Origin of the sequence: Lentilitoribacter sp. EG35, assembly GCF_040784015.1 — a bacterium.
GTDB lineage: Bacteria > Pseudomonadota > Alphaproteobacteria > Rhizobiales > Rhizobiaceae > Lentilitoribacter.
Map to the genome: position 1 here is coordinate 87,987 of NZ_JBFNGQ010000012.1, position 19,755 is coordinate 107,741.

A 19,755-nucleotide genomic window follows, 5' to 3' on the forward strand; every position below is an offset into this window, starting at 1 on the left:
TTTTTTGCTTCGCAGACGCTGAGAGTTAGAACTTAAAGCTAGCCTTCAATTGCGCACCATGAATAGATGTATTCTCCGAAAAACGACCTTGGTATTTTGCACTAAAATTATATCCGTTCTCTGTAAAAAGCGTCGCACCAAGCTCGATATCACCAAACACTCGATCCAGCTCACCCCTTGCGTTGAATGATCCAGCACCCGCAGGTGCATCTAAGAAGCTAGCGGTTAAACTTGCCTCATCACCCGATATTGAAGTTATACCAAAGTCAGCAAATGCTCGAATTTTCGTCTCGTTCTCCAAAGCATATTCTCGACTGATTTCCAATGAGGGAGAGATCGAGAAATAGGTATTGCCGCTTCCAGATACGTCAAGATTTGCCGCACCTCCTCCCACCTCAATAACTCCGCTTCGGTTGAGGTGGGTAACAGCAAAATCAAGGGTTGGTTTAAATGACCAAGCATTCCTTTCAATCAAATAGGCTGCACGTAGCTGGCTGGAAACGAAACTTACATTAGGCGCTGAATTGGCAGTTAAATTCAATCCGCCAAATGTAATATTACGGGCCAAATCGTTTTGACTGACCCCACCTGATATACTTCCTGCAAAGAGCCAAGAATCGTGTTGATACTTAAGTGTTGCGCCAGCTTGAAACCTTCTGAAATCAGCGTGAGCCGCAGCATTTGTGTTTAAAAACCCACTTTCATAGCCCATGCCAAAGCCGAGATGCCAATTCGGTGCTAATGAGAACTGTGCTCCACTTGTTAGTCCAGTCAATTGTTCATCAAAACCAATATTATTCGCTGATTGGCTGCGGTTCAAAACACGGCCCTGAGGTTGTAGCCATGCACATTGCCCCTCCGAGATCACCGTAAATGACCTGCCAGACTGTTTGCAGCTAAGTAGAGAATTTGCGAAACTTAGTGATGAATGAAGCGATGCCTGTTCAAGATTGAAAAAACTCTCACCGCCCAACTGATCCAAAGCTTTAGCAATACTTTCTGAATCAGGAAGCCCTGTGAGACCACCTTGTACCTGGGTTAATTCGCCTCCACCCAATCCCAATACATTGTTCAAGTTAGCGGCTATATTCATTTGATTTGGATTGAGGCCGTCAATCAAAAAATCAACTGTCGTAGACACAACTACGTCATTTGCATTTGGATACAAAAGTTCAAAGCTTGTTACTGGACCATCCACAACACTCAACCCGCTGTCTGTGACACCGCCCGCCGCAGTCAAAATAGTAAAATCTTGCTGTATATCTGTAGGGTTAATTAGAGTGGGTCGAAGGATACCCGCTATATCTGCGCTGCCAGTTATGTCGACTAAATCACTTGTTGCGAGAGCGCCGTCAAGATCCGAAATTAATGTCCCAGCCGCAGTTTGAATAAAATCACCTGTTAGCGAGGTTGTTAAAATTGTTCCTTCGCCACCAGGAGAAACCGTTCCTGAATTTATCAAAAAATTTCCCATGCCGAGATCGGCGACAAGCCCTGTAGCAAATAAGCCACCGCTATGATTGTTAAATGTGTTCGCACCAGAACCTAACTTAACATCACCGATAACTGTGCCACTATTATTGATAACATCGTCACCATTTTGAGCTCTAATCGCCGTATTAAGTAGACTGAAAATCGAAGTCCCTTGAGATAAGTTAACCGTATTCGTAAGTCCAACTGAAGATTCAATGTCAATCCCATCGCTCAAGTTTGCGATTGCACCGCCGCTTACCGAACCTTCAAGAATGTTAATTGTACTGTTGCCAAGACCAAAGTTCAGCACAGATATTCCGTTTTCATCACCAATAATGGATCCATGAGTGTTTATCTCTATCGGGCCCCCAGTGCCTGTTGTTCTTGCTGAGATACCATTTTCATTGTAACCAATAACATTATTGGCCTTTATTGATAAGATGCCAGAGCCTAAATGAAGTGTATGAATACCGGTATTCCCAGCCTGTACGTTACCCGTTGTCTCAATTAAAATAGACGTACTTGAGGCAGAGTTTTCCACCTCAATACCATTAGTATTACCTGCAACATCCTCCGCTGAAATACGTATCTCACCGCCGTCACCATTTGCCAATATTCCAACTTGGCCGCCAATAGCTTCGTTTATATTTGTGATGACAATGTCACCACCGCTGGAAAATGCTCTGACTGCATCCCCGCCAAAACTACCAACTAGGCCAATCCCATCAATGAAGATGTTTCCTTTCGAACCGACTACGATGCCGTGACTCCCTCCAATCACACTGCCGGAACCTGCTCCCTGAACGGTAAAGTCAGCTCCGTTCGCAAGTATTTCACCACGTACGCCTTCCGCAAAGCCACTCCTGATATTTACATCATTGCCCAGATAGATAATTGTTTCACCCATATTGGCAAAAACATTTATACCTTCACCTGTGGTGCCAGTAATGTCGGCATTCACGTCGATGGTAAAATTACCAACACCAGTTGATTTTGCGTCAATGCCAGTAGTGGCCGTTATGCTGTTAGGTGCCGAAACGATGATTTCAGTATCACCATCAATTGTACTGGTAAAAATGCCGTGGTTGTTAGCTACAATAGGCGCTAAATTGACATCCAAAACAATGTCATTAGTTCCAACTGCGGAAACATCCACACCCGTTGTATCATTCGCATTAACTGTGCCTTCAGCAACAGTTGCGGCAGGCTGTGCAACTGCGAAAAAAGCTGGCACTAATGTGATAGTAGATACAGTTGTAAGCAGTGCTGCTTTAAGTACTTTAGAATGAACAGATTTATGGTTTTGATTTCTCATTTTTACATCCAAAATAATGCGGCCAATGTGGCCAATTTTCACTATTTTGGATATTCGACTACTGTATCAAAGCATTGTCGCTAACCGTATCAATTGTATCAATTTGCGTAGAAAAACCCCCGCCATTTTGGATTTGGAGCTGGGAATAGGTAACAAATACAATACATTTTTTTGAGAAAAAGGATTGCTACAGCAAAGATAGCTCAGTCAAAAATATACCCGAGCCCGCGTACAGTTCGAATTGTTTTCGGTTTTGACGGATTACTCTCAATTTTACGACGAATCCGAGAAATTCTAAGATCAATAGACCTATCAAATGGCTCCCACCCTTTATCATGAGCCTGCTCTAACAATTGATCTCGATTTAAAATGCGTCCACGGTTTTCTGCAAATACCTTGAGGAGACTGAATTCCATTGCGGTAAGGGCAATTTCTCCTCCAGCCTCGCCATAAAGCTTCGCCGCGTCCACATCCAACCGGCAAGACCCAAATGGAATTGTGCCCCTCAAAATTTGGACTTCTTCTTCCTGCCTATGAACAACTTTTTGTCGTCGAATATTTGTTTTAACTCGTGCTTCCAGTTCGCGCATGTCTACAGGTTTGCCAATATAATCATCCGCTCCCATTTCGAGACCAAGAATACGATCAACCACGCCTGTTGCCGCAGTTAGCATAAGAACAGGTACATCAGATTTAGAACGCAATTCTCTGAGTGCTGACAATCCATCAATACCTGGCATATTCACATCAAGGATAATAAGATCAGGTTCAGCATTATTGAGCTGCCCCAGCATTTCTTCAGCACTTGCCACGCAAGACACACCGTAGCCTCGTTCTTCAAGGTATTCCCCAACCATCTCTCTCACATGAAGCTCGTCGTCACATATTAGAATTTGGGTTAGCTTGCTGTTCACAATTGCTCCTCCGTTACGCTCGTATAGAGTGATCTTATTAATGATAACAATTCTTCTTTGATTATCGGTTTTTCAATATAGGGGCTATTGGTCTCTCGGATGAACTCAGCCACATCATCGCCCATAGTGTCGCCCGTAATGAACCCAACCTGTTTTACCAATTGAGGCGCAGTTTCCTGCAACGCATTCAGGAAACTCGCGCCACTCATCCCCGGCATCTTGTAGTCACTCAAAATGACATCGAACTCTTCTGCTTTAAGAAGACTTAAAGCATCCCGTGCACTTGTTAAGACTTTAACATCCATGCCGCATTCCTCAAGCAATTCGTAAATAAAATTTGCGACATTTTCCTCATCATCGATAATAAGGACCCTGCATATGCTATCACTATCTTCAATGATCTCAGTTTTACCACTTTCTAAATTCAGGGTTGAAGAAATGGGGAGATGAACAGAGAAAACACTTCCTCTTCCTAGTTCGGATTTTAGATCAAGGAACCCGCCGTGAGCATCTACAATTCGGTGAGAAAATGCCAAACCAATTCCGGTTCCAACACCCACGTCCTTTGTTGTAAAAAATGGTTCAAATATCCTTGCTTGAATATCTTCTGAAATACCTGCACCGTTATCACATATCTCAACAACCAAACGATCCGCATTGACATCATAGGAACTTCGTAAGACTAGTTCACCCTCTTGCCCCATCGAAGAGACGGCATGTTCCGCATTGACAATAAGATTTGTAAATACTTGAGTTAGTTGATCATCATCGCCGGAAACCGAAGGTAAATCATTATCAAGTTCTAATTTGACATTCGTCCCGTTAGCTCTCAGTCCGTAACCCGAGATATCTAGCGCCGACAAGACAATTTCATTTAGTGAGCAATTTTCGATGCGCGTGGGGCGTTGGCGCGCCATCGCTAAAAAAGTCTTTACAATTTTTGCACTACGCTCAGCAGCTTGATAAATTCTTTCAACTCGACGGCTCAACACGGGGTCATCTGTTTTACCTTCTAGCATTTGTGCATATCCCACTATAACAGTAAGGGGATTGTTTAACTCATGAGCAACTCCGGCTAGCAACTCACCCAACGCAGATAGCTTTTCATTTTGATGAGAAATTTCGCGCTGCTTTTCTAGTTCTTCCTGTGTCTTTTGCTGCTCTGTAATGTCAGAAAATGAAATCAAATAACCACCCAAACCTGTGGCGTTTGATGAACCCATAATTATACGACCATCATTCGTGTCAAAGGTGACTTTCTTCGCATAGTTTTTGATATAATCGACCAGCAGACCACTATATTGTTGAGCTGAGATTTCATCTGGTATCTTAAAAAATTGCACCTCTAGCAGTCTGTCCATGACCTCAGTTAGGCTATCACCAACTTGTGGGTTATTGCTGTCGGAGAAAAACATCTCAAACCACTGTTCATTCGCTATCACGAGTTTTAGATCCGCATCCCATAGAACAAGGCCTAAATCTAATGCCTGTATTGCCTCGTTAACGGCCGTCATGCTCTTAGCTTCGGATTCTAACTTGTCTGTTATATCGTCTACGGTAATAAGCCGACCGCCTAATGGTGTGACGCTAGATGTTCCCAACAATGTTCCGGTTTGTACCGGGATCTCAATACTAACAGCACCATCTAGGACTTGCTTAGTAATCAGGCGGATAAGTTCTTGCAATTTCATATCAGGAGGTGATTCAATCAATCCTTTCCCAACAGATAAATTCAACACATCATCAAATGACTTCCCATAAAGAGTTGGATCATCTGGCAAGCCGAACATCTGCAAAAAATTATCATTAAATAATGTCAAGCGCCCATCATCATCGAGAAGTGCAACGCCTTCATGCAATGTTTCCAATACATCATTGAACATTCCACGCACACGTTTCTCTGTTTGTCGTTTAATCGTAACATCATTAAGTGTTATGAAATATCCACCGAGTTCGGTTTTATGCGCAGAGCCTGAAACAATACGTCCATCGGCCAATTCAAGCTCATCATTCTTTGAATATTTTCGTGTGTTTTGGATCGTGAAATTAACAATGTCCTCTGTTGTTAGGCCATCTACTTTTTTAAAGTGGTTTGCATCTGCAAGCCGCCGAATTTGATCACCCAATTTCTCCCCAGGTTGTGGCGAGAGAACGGCTGACTTATCAAAATATTCCTCAACATAAAGTTTGTTCGAAAAAAGGAAGTTCATGTCGGCATCATAGAGCGCAATTGCCTGGTCCAAAGACTCTGCAACATCGTTCAACATTTTTCTGGAACCATCTTCCAACTTACTGCGATCCGTAATATCCAGAACAGTAATTAGATAGCCCCCCAAGCCAGTCTTATTTGAACAACACTCAATAATTCGTCCGTCAGCACGTTTAAGCTCCAAGCCTCTCCCGTAGGTTTTCACAAACTCCATCGTTTGCGAGACCAATTCCTTAAGCTTCATTTTTTCAGGAAGTAGAAACGTTTCTGATGCAAATACCATCGCGGCAATTTCCGCACCATCTTGTCCAACCTCCAAAGCTGGGTGGCTCTCGGAAAACACGAGATCAAGATACTGATCATTGCATAAAACAAATCGCATATCTTTATCGTAAAGAGCAAACCCCTCCTCCAAAGCGCCTATTGCATCTTTGAGAAATGGTAAAATCGAATGAGCATCGTCAGTCAACGAAAGTTCAATCTCTTTTTTCATTTATCTCCCCTCACTGTGCTTGGTCTTCCCGGAAACATCGCCGTTTGCATCGCCCCGCCTCAATGCGTACAAATTAAGCGTATCTGAATAACGTCACAGAATGTATCAATTGTATCAATTCCGCGCTGTTGACTTAACGAGATGATGCTCATTATTCCAGCAAAGACATTGGTTTAGTTATCGAGATTTTATAAAACTAAAAACAAATATCTGGCTAATAATCCTGCAGCCTCTTACGAAATTCAGATGTTGTTGCATCTACAAATTCCAAAAACGCTCGATTAAAGGCACTACGAGAAGCAAACCCATAACATCCCGCAACTTGAATTATTGAAAGAAATGTATCTGACAAGAGTTCGATTGCCTTGATCATTCGAAGCCGCGAGAGAGTTTGAGACCAAGTCATTCCCAGACACTCAACAAATTTTCTTTGCATGGTGCGTTCCGATAAATTTGTAGCTTTTGCGACCTCGGCAGCTCTCAACGCGCCTTCTAATCTGCCCTCGGTAAACCGTAATGCCTGCCGGACGGAAGGATCATCTGAATATGGTCGTCTTACGTCTGTTGACACGCTGATAAGGTTAGCACAGAGGTTCAACAGAGCGAGAAAGAAACCTTCCGCTTTAGACGGTTGCGGATCGTCTCTTCCCCAACCTTTACAATGCTGGATCATACTCCTGGCAAGATTTGACATCTAAAAAACAGCGGGGTGCTCTGGAAAATTCGCACAGAATCGTGGACGGAAAAGAACAGAACAACTCGTCACAGGCTTTGTGATATCAACAATTACCCTTGTGTTTGTAGGAACCCATGTCGCGAAGGAAGGTGGCAAAAGCCAGTTCTGGTCCCCCATCCTAATATTCAACGCGCCTTTAACCGCGTAAAGCAGGTAATCACGCTCAAAAATTGCATCCATAGGCGGACGTGGATCGATGTCCTGGAAAAAGCAATATGCAGCATGCCGTGATTCAATCATGTTTTAGACGCTATCAATTGTTGCGACGCGAGTCACTGGAAATGCCGTCATAAGCGGACGTAGATCCTGTCCAAGTTTTGCAAATACATCACTTGTCTTGTACGCATTAAAGGCATCCGTTGCCGCCCAATGTTGAAGAATGGCGATGCCGTCGCCTCCTATATCGCGGAACAATGCGTAATGTCCGCATCCATCCATCAGACGTATATCATCTGCTTGCGCATTAAAAAGACTAATGGCTTCATCCACATCATCTGGTGAGAATTTGGCTTCAACTGTGACTAATATCATCTCAAATTCCCTCCTTAAAGCCTCTCTGGATTTCCGGTTTGGATGCGATTAACCGTTCCACGTGGTTGTTGCAAAGCTACATCAACTACAGCGAACCCGACAGACTTACGCACAAGTTCAGTACAACTGTTTTGCGGTCCATTGTTCCAATCAATACAATATTGATCGCCATCAATTGACCATCTTCCCGCTAGCATGGGACCTGCTGGCAAATGGGCCTTCACCGTACCATCGGTGGCATAGTATATTGGGGCAATCCCTCCCTCTGGAGCTCCTGGCGCACCCTTTGGAATATCGACATAAAGAGTATTGCCTGTAATCAGCGCATCAAGTTGAGCTCCATTCATAGTGTCACCAGCATAAACAGTATTTGACGTAGCCATTATAGAAAATACAGCAAAAGTCAGTGAGATCGTTTGTATTTCATAAGAGAGTACCTTTCATCAACATTGCGCTTATAATTAGCCAATTACAAGTTGGCGATCTTACACATGTTCGCCAATCGCACGCCCTGAGCCGCCAATTTTCAGTTTTCTCTAATATGCACTAAACTAGCTTTTGAAGCGGACACGCGGAAAACAAACTAAACAACGTATGAGCCAACTTGTGAATGCGTATCGGCGAGACGGGGCAAGCGTGTGCGTTATCTAAAGAACCATTGCAATGTTGGAGTATTAATTTAGTTAAAATTCCGCCAAAGTTATGAGTGACGAACATAACAGGTCTTTGTCCAATACCATTTCCACAAAGTAGCTCTGTTGAGGGTTTAGCCAATTCATATATGTCCAGCTCACGATTAACCGACTTTTTAAATTTGCTGGCTGGGAAACCTAAAGTATAAACACCGACCATCTGGTTGCCCTCGGCCAACCATTCCGGCCAAAAACCACTCTTTGAAGTCCATGTTTTAGTCGCGTCCCCAGTTAAACCATGGACAAACACTACATCCAGTAATGAAGACTTGGGTTTTGAGATGGTTCTTAAGTTTACTTCTTCAGTCATTTTCTCCGCGAGTTAGATTTATTACCATGCCAGAATCATTTTAAAAATGCGGCCTAAAATAGTTACATAAATTATCAATCAACTTAACAGACAAAGGGGACGCAAGAAGAACTTCATCCTTTTATTCTTGATTTTCCTCGAGACCAAACAACAACCGAGCGAACCGTCTGACCGATGCTCAATGCCTATCTCGGTAACAGCCGTTATTTCGTTGTCCGGTGTGAGAGTCGGTAAGACTATCGGCATTTCAAGACGGACCGTGTATAATCACCAATTATCCTCTGCAAAAGTACCCAGCAAATTGGAACCAACTAATAAAAGATTGGGAAAGACAGATGAAGGTCCAGAAGGAAGAAAGACAACTGAAGATATAGGTGTGCAAAATTTCTGCCCTCGACCTTCATCTAGATTATGTCCGCTCAACATCTCAGCAGATAATGTAAAGGTGTTGGTAACTTAATAATCCAAACCATAATCTTTATCCAAAGCTCTGTTTATTTGTGGCATTTCTCTATCCACTTTCTGAAGCGCTCTATGAAGATGTAATTTACGATTACCTTCTGCGTCATGAACCTCAGCGCCTAAGTACCTATGGCTCAACGCGCGCTGATGATCAACATTTTCTGAGATGTGTTGAAATGCGTTACTCTCGCCCATCTCAAGACGACTCAGTTCCATTGGATGCAAAGTGTCCTTGATTATCTGATTCAAACTTTTCTCAACATCACTTTCAAGGGACCTACCTCGGTGGATTCGCCTTCCAATCAAACGAAGCTGCTTCTTCCGCGCTCGATGGGTCTCAAGTTCACGTTCTACCTGCCGATACGTTTGAAGAGCATTTCGATGCAGTTCGTCATATGCAGTTTTGGCGAGTTGCTCAACTTCACTTTGATCGCGAGGTTCGGTTCGGTCATCATAAGTTAGATTCTTCTAAATGTCCTCCAACTCATCCTGTCGCCAAGTATCGGCTAACTCCTGTGAGGCGGGCTCACCAGTTTCAAACCGGTTAACAAATTTGTCTGGCTCTATACCTGCTTCCTTGGCTAATTCCGCAACTTCACGATCAGCAATAAGTTTGGCATCCTTCTCAATATCATCCTCCACCTTGAGCCCTTGATAAAAACCATTGAGGTTTTCAAAGGTATGTCTTTGAAGTTCTGCAACATCTGGCATGAGTTCGGCGGTATCTGCTTTCATTTGAGACACATCCCTTTCAAAGCGTGATTTTGCTTCTCCATCTGGCAAAGATTTAATCTCATCATCGATCTCTTTAAGACCGTCGAGAAGTTCAAGTCGTCTGGACATGATAAACTCGCTTGCTTGGTTGATTTCGTTAAAGTTGAGAGGTCTGTTGTTTTGCTGATTACCGGGCATGACCTCGTGTCCGGCTAAGATTGTATCTGCTGTGATAGACATGATCTCTGATAGTTCTGGATATTTATCTTGAAGTTGAGCGGCCGCTGCGCCCATTTGATGAACATGCAGGATGACTGATGCTGCTGCTTTCAATGCTGTTTCTGGAATATGGGAGGGAGCTACCGGCTTCCTCCCATCTCTTACGGCATCGCGATATTCTGCATCAAGAACAGGTCTGTCTGTTAGGCCTCGAGCTAGTCTGTGAGATGCTTCAAGATAGATGCCTTCTCTTGCAGCCACTTCGACTTGAACTGCGCGAAACTCGTCATAATTAAACTGGCTTCGAAGTGAGACTTTCAGCCAATCGCCATGTTCCATACCGCGACGATTAACAACCACGTGCATATGCGGATGGGCGCGATCTGTGTGAAACGCAGTGTAATAGTCATACACATCACCATAATTTCCAGACGCAAACATCTCATCAGCCCAAGCCCGCCCTGCTTTGTAGGCCGCATTATGATCGGTATCATTTGGAAAGCTCACCACAAAATGAGTGGTCTTATCTGATTGTGTTTTCGTCTCACCAGACAAACCCCAGGATCGGATCAAATCTTCATGGGTCTTATCATCTAACTCGATGCCAAAATATCGCTCTGAACGTTCCAGCTTTGCATCCCCATCTTTGGAAAGATATGACATCTGATCACGCATAGCGCGCGCGCTTGAAGTGCCTCCCTTTTTGACAACTTTGACCATGGCTTGTGGTGAACGTTTAGCAACTGAGAAAGGCGAACGAAGTCGGCTTGTGTTTCCGCCTCCACCACCTTTGGCAAACCCTCCAGCATCGTTCTTCTTGAGAACCGAATACAGCAGTGACAAACGCATTGAATTGCTGAGATCAATTTCTCCCCAATGGTCACCCATGACGATATCAACCGGTCGAACGTTCTCACGTGTGCCAATTGCGTTTGCTATCAATTCTCGAACCTGATCGCTCATTCCGCCTCCAGCAAATCTTCAAATTTACGAAGACCATCCGAGCGCCGCTTGCCAACATTAACAACCTCCCTGAGAAGGTCTTCCAATCTCGCCAATTGAGCACCCAATTCCTTCCGATCTTCCATGAACGCGACATAGTCAGGACTAAGTGTTCTGTTTCCGGCCTTGGCAATTTGGTTGATGTTTTTTGAGACGCCACTTATCTGACGAGTGATGTCAAGGAGGCAATCAAGCGACCGATCCCCAAGTTCGAGATAGCCAGTTGTTTGGCGAACGAAGATGCGGACAGCTTTATTGGGTGTGACACCCTGAGCTTTGCAGAGCGTCTTGAAGGCCTCTTTTTCCTCCGGTCGCACTTTGGAACTAAGGTGAACGAAGCCAACATTGCTCTCACGTCATCCGGGTTTGATTGCTTCCACTGGCCATGCTTGCGTCCAGCTTTGCGCGCTTCACCCTTTAAACCTTCTGGCAAACCCAAAGAGCGCGTTTTCGTTTTTGTGGTGGTCTTGCTCAATAGTCTCGTTCCTTCGTCTCGCATCAAGAATTAGCCCTCGGGCGGCCACCGTCAGGTGGTGGGGGTACGTGCGACAAAGGTGTTACCTTTGTATATATCCTGCCACGTACCCTTCTCTAACCTTAGCGTTACTAGACGAGAGGGAGGTAACGTTTTCTCCTAATCCCACATTAGCAATTGTGCACACTCAAACCCTTGATATGCAAGGCGTTCGATACGTAGATATCCCAACAAATAGATAATCAGATTGGTCGATAAATAAATTTCTCGACTCTTCGATATTTGAACTTTTGAACTTTTGAACTTTTGAACTTTTGAACTTTTGAACTTTTGAACTTTTGAACTTTTGAACTTTTGAAAAAAGTACCTGTGAGCGAATAAGTCAACTGCTGAAAGCAAGCCATCGTATCATCAAGTACAACACCTTTCAAAGACCGTCGTTAACTGCTGGAAGATGATAAACCAGTATTTTGATACTTGATGGCGTCAGATTGCTAGATATATTCAACACTAAAGAAAGGAGTGCGAAAACCAATCGCACCCCTTTGATTTTCAATCTCACAAATTGCATTATTGGCTAATATTGTAAGAATAAACGTGACCATACAAAGCTTCGTGTAGGTGAGGGCTGCCGCGAAAATAGGTTTTGCAATAACCGCCGCCACCGTATTGATTACATAGGCGGATGGATGGTGTATGTCTGCCGTATCTTCCATTTCTATGAATTTTTACTGACTTGATTTTGTGACGCCAATTATGACCAACTCTATGTTTGGTACGATAATCAGATTCGCAGTAATGGTGGCCACGATAATTTGTACGCGAGTAGAAGCAAATTTTAAATGCTCTGTGGCCGTGGCCATAACCGCCACCATGATGGTTATTATGATGGCCGTAACCACCGGAATTACCGTAGTGGCCTCCCCCTGCAATTGCAGAAGATGAGGCTGTTAAAATTGTTGCTGTGGCCAATACCGCAGGCAAAATTGTATTTCGCATTTTCATGATTCTATTCCTAACTAAAAAAATTGATATTAAACATTAGATAAAAAGAAATTTCAGAAAGGACTCTAAACTCCCTCCAAAATCTGAAAAATTTCTACGCGCTAAAATGCGGCATTGCATGAGGATCGTGTGGGGATAGTATGAAGGTTTTTGGTCTGTACTAGATTCTACACGACATCAAACTGATTCCAGATGGAATGACTCAATCGTCACGTACACCAATTTACGTAAATCTCGGTTTAACTGATATTTATAAATGATAGCAAAAGAAGTGTATATCCTTGAGCATCATTCTACATTCCAGTCTATTGACCTTTGGAATAAGGAAATGCTTTCCAAATAATAGAGTAAGTTATTATTCTGAAAGCACCTTTGATAGAGGGCAGCTCGCGTTTTATAATACCTACAGATATATGACGGAAGTCAAAATGACTATCCTCAGTCCGTTGCATTCTTGCATTTATCCCAATGGTCGAAATCCAACTCAGTGCGAGCTAACGTGTTCTCTCTACCGAGTTATTTCATCTTTAGGAAAGAGCAACCAAAGCACAATGGCAACAATAAGTAAGGCCGGTATATCGCCAATCAAATGCCCTATCTCCATGTGATCGGTTACAACTTGCGATGCCATTATTCCAGCGTGAACCACACTTGAATATATCGTGAATGAAATCAAACTTTTATGGGTGTTAGGATCGACTGCCGCCTTGATCAAAAACCAACCCAATACAGCGTATATCCCACAAATCATCTGAAAATAATGTTCCCCTTGTCCGCCATGCCAGATCCAACCTGATGGCCAAACGATGCCCAGAGGATAGATTAAAAAACAAATAACCCCGAACAGAACAAGAGCTACTTTGAGCGTCTTAAATCGCATTTCATCCGTCATTGAGAACTCCACCTGTTAGTAACTTTGATTGCTGCTCAATTATAGAGATTGCTTGGGTAACCGTTGATTTTATAATTCCCGATGCAGACGTGATTTCCGAGACCAGACCGCAACTTTGACCCGCCCACATTGACATTGTTGTTATTTCTCCAGACATGGATTTATGCGGAGTTGCTGATTGATAAGCCGATATATTAACATCGCCACTACGGGTTACTGTTTCACCTGCTCTAAAGCGATGAATATTATCAGGGCAATCATCCTCAAACCACCGGTCAGTTAAGGCGCTTCGCAATACACGATGCGGTGCATTTGACCAACCCACATTAAAAAGATCTTTTGCATAGATTGTATCATTGTCATCAGCGGAAAGAATTTGCGCCACATAATCAGGGTGAGCGCATGTTTCAGCCGACGCTAGAAATCGCGTCCCCATTACAATGCCACTTGCCCCAAGAGCCATAGCAGCAGCGAGGCTACGTCCATCTGCCATTCCCCCAGCAGCTAGCACAGGGATTTCACCGGACACATCCGTAACCGATGGGATCAACGGCATGGAAGCAACCTTACCTCGAACGTGGCCTCCCGCCTCCCAACCTTGTGCTATTAGTACATCAACACCAGCGTCACACGCGCGTTTCGCTTCGTCAGAGCTCGAAACCGTTTGAATAACTTTAGCACCAGCAGAATGCACACGTTTGACATAAGGGCCTGCGTCTCCCCAAAAAAAATGCACAGCCCTAACCTCATGTTCCAAACACAATCCAAGACGTTTATCCTGTGAATTTTCAATACAAAGGTTTACTGCAAATGGTTTATCTGTTGCTTCTTGAGTTGATAGAAGTTGCTCATGAATAGTATCGGGATCACTCCAGGAAAGTGGTAAAATACCAAATCCACCCGCGTTACTAACTGCTGCTGCAAGTTCCGCTTCAACTGCACCTCCCATTGGAGCAAGTGCAATCGGATGATCTATCCCAAACATTTCAGTGAATCGTGTTTTCAGTGTGCTCATCACAAAGCTCCCTCAGGATACATGCGCGTTGCAGTAATAATACGATTAGGAATTGGTAGTTCGACTTGCCCATTCGTAACGAATGATTCAATTTTCTCCCGCAACAAAGCTTCGATCTTAGTTCGAATTTTAACCGGTTGAGCATTCAAAACTAAGGTAGCTCGAACTGTTGCAGCTTTCAAAAAGGTAACAAAACTATCTGGATGACACACAATTTTTGACGGAAACGTTCTGCATTGAATATGATCAAATCCGCTAGCTTTTAAAACTTGTCTGGCTACCTTTTCATCGGCAAGACGAAAGGCATCTGGGGCGCTTGGAATAACGACATCAGGGTCGACATTTCCAAGGATTGTTTTTAAAATCAATCCAAATCCATCTGATTGATCTGGCCCAACCCAGGTTGTGAATCCATAACGCCCACCGGTACGTAAAACCCGAGCAGCTTCACGAATTGCAAGCTCTGGATCGGCCAAATGGTAATGCCCAAAATTTGTAAGAACGACATCAAAACTATTATCTTCAAATGGCAACGCTTGAGCGTCGGCGGTTTTAAACTCACCATCAGCGATCAACTCACTTGCTATGCTAACCATATCAGGTGCGAAATCGATTCCACTGATCTTTGCGCCAAACTTTGCGGCAACGCGTGCAACAGCACCTGTTCCGCAGCAAACATCAAGAACCCGATCACAAGGTGCAATACCGGTCGCGGTTATCAATGCGGGAATAGTTTTACCTGTCATATGAAGGGTTGAATCGTCATATCCAGCAGCGCGCTCTTGCCAACCTTCAAATTCAAGTTTTTCAAATTTTTCATATGAAATTGTCATAATTTTCTCCTTCATATCTTCCACATCGAATGTTCGATTAGTCATTAAAAATGTATCGTGAAGCCGACTTGTAGGTTATGACTGCCTGCTGATGAGCCTACATAGGTACTTGTAGGTGTAACCAAATTTTTCATATTAAAATTGGGTATCGCTTTGTGCCTATATCCAAGATCAAGAAAGAGGTTGTTGCTCAGTGGAACAGTAACTCCAGCTCCAGCCTGCAGTGCAAGATTTGCCCCAGCTTTGCGAACGCCTTCAAAATCAAAAAGTACGATGTCAGAATCAATCCGTCCAACGCCGATACCGCCGCCGACATAAGGCTGTATGCGCCCGATTTTTGGCAAATCAATCCACCCATTCACAAATGCATAGGTAATTTCAAATCCACCAGATTTATCTGGTAATGGAGCAGAATTATAGCCAGCGCTGGATAGGTTATGCGCTGCACGGGAAAGTTCAGCTTCAAGCCTCAATCCATTCTCAAAACTCTTACCGAGAGTAAAACCATACACCCACCCGTTATCAAAGGAGTGATGGAATTCGTAATTTTCATCATATGAAAGTGTATTCATAAATGGTTGTAATGAACTATGCCCGACGAATACGCTTCCATACCAACCCGAAAATAGGTTTGATCTATCAGGGGTAGTTTCATCAGCCCAGCACGAAGTGGTTATCACCGCGCAAACTACGGCAGTCAAAACGGACAATTTATGCAACATTTTAATTTCCTTTAAGGCCATTTTTTGTGGTTGGAAAACAATCCCTCGCCACCTTTGTATTGCTGGTTTTCCTCCACATCTGTGGAGGAAAACATCTTAACTTTCAGAATCTCTTCCTTCAGTTGAATTAAACTTCAAGATCGACGTAGAAAGAGGCAGTTTGTTTGCTGTTGTGGGACTGCTTTTAAATAAAATAATTTTTACTGTTATGCAGCGGACAACGTTGTATCTTCAGGTGACCATTGAAACGGAGCAAAAGGTTCATCAAGTTGGATTTCAGTCAAACCCGCGACATGATTACTGAACATTTTCACATTGACACCTAAGACGACATCAAAGACTTGTTCACGATTATATCCCGCAGCTAAAAATTCCTCCAATTCCAACTGTGCATCACGACCCTTCGTTGAAACTAACGATTGGGCGAACTGGCGCAGTGCCTCCAAACGTCTATCAGCAAGCTTCTCCCCGGTCCGAATGGCGGTGATTTGAGACGAATTTAAGTCTTGAAAATGTGCGAAAGCGGTATGTCCAGCAACACAATATTCGCAGCTATTTACAACACTTGCCGCGACCTGAACGATCTCACGCTCGATTGGGCTAAGACTACTGTTCCCAAAAAGGGTGTTTAGAGTTGCAAAAGCTTCCAGTGCTTTTGCGTTTCCACCCAACACCCCGAATACGTTCGGGATAAACCCGATTTGATCTTCTAACGTTGCCAGGATGCTTGAACTCTTCGCATCATGAATTTTAAATTTCGACATTTTTCTCTCCATAAGATATCGCTTAACAAAGTTGCTTGGCTCAACGGCAGATAACTAGGTCATTGCCATCCAGCGAATACTGAACAAGCTGACTGATCAAAGATCACGCATCCCTCGAGAACCTGTGCAGAAAATATCTACATCCGGCACACATTACTTGAGGGCCTTCTGGGGATTTTTTGAGGATTGGGAGATACAACAATGCTATCAGGGACAATATATATTGTTCGTGCCTTAGCCATCATAAAGTTAAACGGGTATTAGAATTTTCTCGTTAGCTTTGCGAAGATAGAGGCGCTTTTTATGCCACCGCCAATAGTACCCTTGCTCGAAACATTAAGCGATGTTTTGTCGTTGAACTGATAATTCAAATCAGCACCGACATAACCAGAAACACGATTATCAAAGCCATTCGATACAGACTGCGTGATACCAACAAGCGTGATATTGGTGCTGCCAGCACCAACAGATGCTGTTCCCTGAACACCTGCTCGCCCGGTTACCTTAATGCGATCGAATTTCCTACTTGCAGATACTTCAGCCTTTGCGTCGAGCAAGCCGAGATTACGTTTTGCTAAAGCTGCGTTAGCATTTGATCCAGCTTCGTTTGATCCTTGAATAGATTCAAATGAATATCGTGCTTGAGCAAGAGGTGTAAACGTCCAACCGTTTGCTCCCTCAATATCTCTAGAGACAGTAATTTCAGGACTAAACCACCAGCTTGAATATTTAGACGTGGCCCAAGACTGACCAAGTGTTTGGCCATTTGTAAGAGCTAAGTTATCATTGACGAAACGACGGTTATCATTGTTCGTAAAGCCTGCGGATAGACCAAAGTTGAGATCGTAGTTCTCTCGCTTAAAATCACCATTTACATTGGCAAAGAAGCTTTGTGATTCATTGTCCAAAGACTGTGTCCAGCGTGAACTTGCATCGGCTTTTGAGTTTAAATAACCGGCCATTCCATTTAGACGGAACGTATTGCTGATCTGTCTGCTTGCACCAAAGGCGACACCACCACTGGCAATATCACGATCAAGCGTTGCGCCATTTCCATCAATGTTGGAAAAGCTACCAAACGCAGAAATCCAGATATCATCTTCCGATGATTTGCGGGCGGCAAGATCAGAGATCAATCCTGTTTTCCCTCCAAGCTGATCCAATGCAATAGCAAGGATTGTTGGATCATATGTTGCAAACCGACCTGTGCCTGCATCATAAAACCCTGGCACGTTACCTGAGACTTTCGGCGCTCCACCATCAAGATGTGTGGGATCGAATTTCCACAACACTGAATGAGATGCGCCAGTGGCGATGTTTAGCTCTGCTGTATCTGATCCATAGCCCGGGATATTAAATGCTCCCCCGATAAAGGACGGTGCATTCAGATTGAGTATCCCACCTGCTCCATAGAGCTCAATAGAGTTCCCTTCTGTCGATATAACTTTACCGGAATTTGATATGCTTGAATCTGGTCCTGAAACACGAATGCCAGCCGTTGCGCCTGTACCATCTACTATAATGGAACCGCTATTGATAATAGTTGCTTCTGTACCAGTACTCTCGACGCCATAAGAACCAGCTCCGTTTCCACCGACTGATACACTTCCAGCATTCTCAAAATTAAAGCCTGCGCCTGAGTTATAAACGCCTCTGGCCCCATCACCACTTGTTGATATCGAGCCGCTATTAAATGCGTCAACGCCCTCGCCCTGAGACCGTATACCGTTCGCACCTGCTCCAGAGGTTATGATTTCACCCAAATTACGAATATTGGCGTCAGAGGCCCCAAACGTTGCACTAATGCCGTTGCTATTGTCACCACTTATAAAAATTTGACCCGAACTCACCACGGTGGCGTCTTCTTTGCTGACTTCAATACCAGCACTCAAATTCCCAGCACTTCTGATCTCGCCAGTGTTTACAATTATGGAATTGCGGAAGAGCGAGGCAATACCAACCGAAGCCACTCCCGTTGTGGTAATATTACCTGTATTTACCGCAATCGAATTAACACCGTTAAGAACGATACCTAATGAAGAATCACCCCCAAGTAATATAGAACCTGAGTTTAAAATAGCAGCATCGTGGCCAGTTATTATGCCAACAGATTGATCACCACCGCTTAATGTTATCTCACCCGAATTGACAACACTTGCGCCACCACCACCGTAAGAGATTCCTCGGACTCTTTCACCAAAACCCTCAATTACTCCCGAGTTATTAACAACTGAATGGTTACCATCCATGCGGACGCCATTAGAATCTTCACCTTCAACAGATATTCTTCCGCTATTTACGATGTTAGCCCGGTCGCCAAAGCCATAAATGCCGGAGGCGTTAGCATCGTGGGTGAGAATTTCACCCGAATTGATCACTTTTGAATCTGCACCGAAGGATCGAATGCCGTGATTTCCATCAACATTTGTTTCGATGCGTCCTTCATTTGTAATCGTATTATTACCAATTGATGCCCGTACTCCATCCTCTCCGGTTACAATGATACTACCGTCACTCGTAATGAGAAGATTATCATTGCCATCCAGCACATTTGCGCCATTACCGTTGGTTGTTGTTGTCGCGGTATCAACAACAAAATCACTCGCGAATGAAGATACTGTCAAGGTAGCAACGCTTACCAAGGCAATGAGTGAAGTTCCACAAGCAAGTCGAACTGACAATCGAGATATTTGATTTCCCAAGCCATCAAACTTGGCCTTGGTACTTGATCTTAACTCATAGCCTGCACCTCTAGGTACATCATTTAGCAAATACTTAGCTTGCTGGTTGCTATGTGCAAAAATTCGGGAGTTGTGCTGTGTTGTCATTTTGTTTCAATCCTATTAGTCTCTCTTTGGATCGAATGCTTTTTTGTCATCGGCATTATCAAACTTTGTTGATCAGCCTTACAAAATATCCATCCTTTAAAATCTGAGAGAGTCCTACGTGTTGAAACACATCACTGCTTGAGGACTACCT

Annotated in this window: 17 protein-coding genes and 1 pseudogene; all 18 read right to left on the reverse strand. The window is 43.7% G+C overall.

Annotated features, from left to right (window positions below; genetic code table 11):
* Positions 1-25: 25 nt before the first annotated feature.
* Positions 26-2,788 (reverse strand): autotransporter outer membrane beta-barrel domain-containing protein, encoded by a 2,763-nt coding sequence (locus AB2J24_RS17565; RefSeq protein WP_367386446.1) that lies wholly within the window; start codon positions 2,786-2,788, stop codon positions 26-28.
* Positions 2,789-2,991: 203 nt separating this feature from the next.
* The gene (locus tag AB2J24_RS17570; protein WP_367386447.1) at positions 2,992-3,702 is read right to left on the reverse strand and encodes a response regulator; all 711 of its coding nucleotides are present in this window, start codon (positions 3,700-3,702) and stop codon (positions 2,992-2,994) included.
* Positions 3,699-6,404, reverse strand: coding sequence for a PAS-domain containing protein (locus tag AB2J24_RS17575; RefSeq protein ID WP_367386448.1), 2,706 nt, complete (start codon positions 6,402-6,404; stop codon positions 3,699-3,701). The genes AB2J24_RS17570 and AB2J24_RS17575 overlap by 4 nt, the downstream gene beginning before the upstream one ends.
* 214 nt (positions 6,405-6,618) lie before the next feature.
* On the reverse strand, positions 6,619-7,077 hold the full coding sequence (locus AB2J24_RS17580; RefSeq protein ID WP_367386449.1) for a helix-turn-helix domain-containing protein: 459 nt from the start codon (positions 7,075-7,077) through the stop codon (positions 6,619-6,621).
* Positions 7,078-7,098: 21 nt separating this feature from the next.
* The gene (locus tag AB2J24_RS17585) at positions 7,099-7,380 is read right to left on the reverse strand and encodes a hypothetical protein (protein WP_367386450.1); all 282 of its coding nucleotides are present in this window, start codon (positions 7,378-7,380) and stop codon (positions 7,099-7,101) included.
* Positions 7,381-7,383: 3 nt separating this feature from the next.
* Positions 7,384-7,671: a putative quinol monooxygenase gene (locus tag AB2J24_RS17590; RefSeq protein ID WP_367386451.1), complete on the reverse strand. Its 288-nt coding sequence runs from the start codon at positions 7,669-7,671 to the stop codon at positions 7,384-7,386.
* Positions 7,672-7,685: 14 nt separating this feature from the next.
* The gene (locus AB2J24_RS17595) at positions 7,686-8,018 is read right to left on the reverse strand and encodes a hypothetical protein (RefSeq protein ID WP_367386452.1); all 333 of its coding nucleotides are present in this window, start codon (positions 8,016-8,018) and stop codon (positions 7,686-7,688) included.
* Positions 8,019-8,217: 199 nt separating this feature from the next.
* On the reverse strand, positions 8,218-8,673 hold the full coding sequence (locus AB2J24_RS17600; RefSeq protein WP_367386453.1) for a hypothetical protein: 456 nt from the start codon (positions 8,671-8,673) through the stop codon (positions 8,218-8,220).
* Between the two features lie 456 nt (positions 8,674-9,129).
* Complete coding sequence (locus AB2J24_RS17605; RefSeq protein ID WP_367386454.1) at positions 9,130-9,351, reverse strand: hypothetical protein; 222 nt, start codon at positions 9,349-9,351, stop codon at positions 9,130-9,132.
* A gap of 252 nt (positions 9,352-9,603) precedes the next feature.
* Positions 9,604-11,031 (reverse strand): relaxase/mobilization nuclease domain-containing protein, encoded by a 1,428-nt coding sequence (locus AB2J24_RS17610; protein WP_367386455.1) that lies wholly within the window; start codon positions 11,029-11,031, stop codon positions 9,604-9,606.
* A pseudogene (locus AB2J24_RS17615) lies at positions 11,028-11,399 on the reverse strand (DNA mobilization endonuclease VirD1/MobC family subunit); the annotation flags it as partial. The pseudogene AB2J24_RS17615 and the gene AB2J24_RS17610, both read right to left, overlap by 4 nt.
* A 716-nt stretch (positions 11,400-12,115) precedes the next feature.
* Complete coding sequence (locus tag AB2J24_RS17620) at positions 12,116-12,550, reverse strand: hypothetical protein (RefSeq protein WP_367386456.1); 435 nt, start codon at positions 12,548-12,550, stop codon at positions 12,116-12,118.
* 508 nt (positions 12,551-13,058) lie between these two features.
* A complete protein-coding gene (locus tag AB2J24_RS17625) occupies positions 13,059-13,442 on the reverse strand; it encodes a DUF6632 domain-containing protein (protein ID WP_367386457.1) in 384 nt (127 codons plus the stop codon).
* Positions 13,432-14,457 carry an NAD(P)H-dependent flavin oxidoreductase gene (locus AB2J24_RS17630; RefSeq protein WP_367386458.1) on the reverse strand — a complete coding sequence of 342 codons (1,026 nt, stop codon included), beginning with the start codon at positions 14,455-14,457 and terminating at the stop codon, positions 13,432-13,434. Before AB2J24_RS17630 ends, AB2J24_RS17625 begins: the two co-directional genes overlap by 11 nt.
* On the reverse strand, positions 14,457-15,290 hold the full coding sequence (locus tag AB2J24_RS17635; RefSeq protein ID WP_367386459.1) for a class I SAM-dependent methyltransferase: 834 nt from the start codon (positions 15,288-15,290) through the stop codon (positions 14,457-14,459). Before AB2J24_RS17635 ends, AB2J24_RS17630 begins: the two co-directional genes overlap by 1 nt.
* A 44-nt stretch (positions 15,291-15,334) precedes the next feature.
* Positions 15,335-16,012, reverse strand: a complete 678-nt coding sequence (locus AB2J24_RS17640) for an outer membrane protein (protein WP_367386460.1) — start codon at positions 16,010-16,012, stop codon at positions 15,335-15,337.
* 206 nt (positions 16,013-16,218) lie between these two features.
* The gene (locus AB2J24_RS17645; protein WP_367386461.1) at positions 16,219-16,776 is read right to left on the reverse strand and encodes a carboxymuconolactone decarboxylase family protein; all 558 of its coding nucleotides are present in this window, start codon (positions 16,774-16,776) and stop codon (positions 16,219-16,221) included.
* 260 nt (positions 16,777-17,036) lie between these two features.
* Positions 17,037-19,604 carry an autotransporter domain-containing protein gene (locus AB2J24_RS17650; RefSeq protein ID WP_367386462.1) on the reverse strand — a complete coding sequence of 856 codons (2,568 nt, stop codon included), beginning with the start codon at positions 19,602-19,604 and terminating at the stop codon, positions 17,037-17,039.
* Positions 19,605-19,755 lie beyond the last annotated feature (151 nt).